Raw genomic sequence first — 888 nt, 5'->3', positions numbered from 1 at the left:
CTAAGGGTTGTCCCGCAAATGATCTTCGGGTCGCCTCGGGTATGGGGGAGGCCGTTGTGCGGACCGCCGGTTTATCCGGTGAGGGCGAGGTTGTGCATGCGGGCGATGCCAAGCATGGCGTGATGGACGCCGTCGCCCTTCAGGCGGCAGTCGCGGAGGATCTTCCAGGTCTTCATGCGGGCGAAGACGTGCTCGACGCGGGCTCGGACCTGCTTGTGGGACTTGTTGTGTTCCTCTTTCCAGTCCGGGAGTCCGGCCTGTCCGCGCTCTCGGCGGTGCGGGATGACGAGTCCGGTGCCCGGGTAGCCGCCGTCGGCGATCGTGAGGGTCTTGCCGACGGCGGCCTTTGCGCCGGATTCCTCCCATGCCTTGCAGTCGTTGCGGTTGCCGGCGAGTGGCCGTCCGACCACCACGACCAGGCGGGTGTCGGCATCGATGACGACCTGGTGGTTGGTGGAGTACCGGTAGTTCTTCGACCGCTCGGCGATGGTGTGATCCCGGGTGGGGACCAGTGTGCCGTCCACGATGAGCACGGTGTCCTTGGCGAATCGCTTGCGGGGCTGGAGCGCGAGCATCGGTCCGAGGTGGTCGATGATCCGGTCCGCCGCCGACTTCGACACCCCGAACAGCGGGGCGAGCTGCCGCATGGTCAGGTTTGTGCGCCAGTACGCCGCGACCAGCAGTGCCCGGTCCTCCAGGGGCAGGCTCCACGGCCGGCCCTTGCGGACCGCGTCCGCACCCTCGCGACGCAGCACCGTCACCAGCTTCCCGAACTGCCTCGGGCTCAGCCCGCTGAACGGGGCAATCCAGGACGGCTCCGACGCAGTGATCACACCAGCCACGCCAAGATCATCTCATCTGTGACCAGCAGTTACGGGACAGCCCTTA

The 888-nt window shown here is 66.9% G+C and carries 1 protein-coding gene; it reads right to left on the bottom strand.

From position 1 onward, the window contains the following. Nucleotides 1–71 precede the first annotated feature (71 nt). Nucleotides 72–842: an IS5-like element IS112 family transposase gene (locus IF45_RS0131035; protein ID WP_003949000.1), complete on the bottom strand. Its 771-nt coding sequence runs from the start codon at nt 840–842 to the stop codon at nt 72–74. Nucleotides 843–888 lie beyond the last annotated feature (46 nt).

The sequence above is a fragment of the Streptomyces albidoflavus genome, from assembly GCF_000719955.1.
In the GTDB taxonomy this organism is placed as follows: Bacteria; Actinomycetota; Actinomycetes; order Streptomycetales; family Streptomycetaceae; genus Streptomyces; species Streptomyces albidoflavus.
The sequence above is the reverse complement of the archived record's forward strand: the minus strand, read 5'-3'. Positions and strand labels throughout refer to the sequence as shown.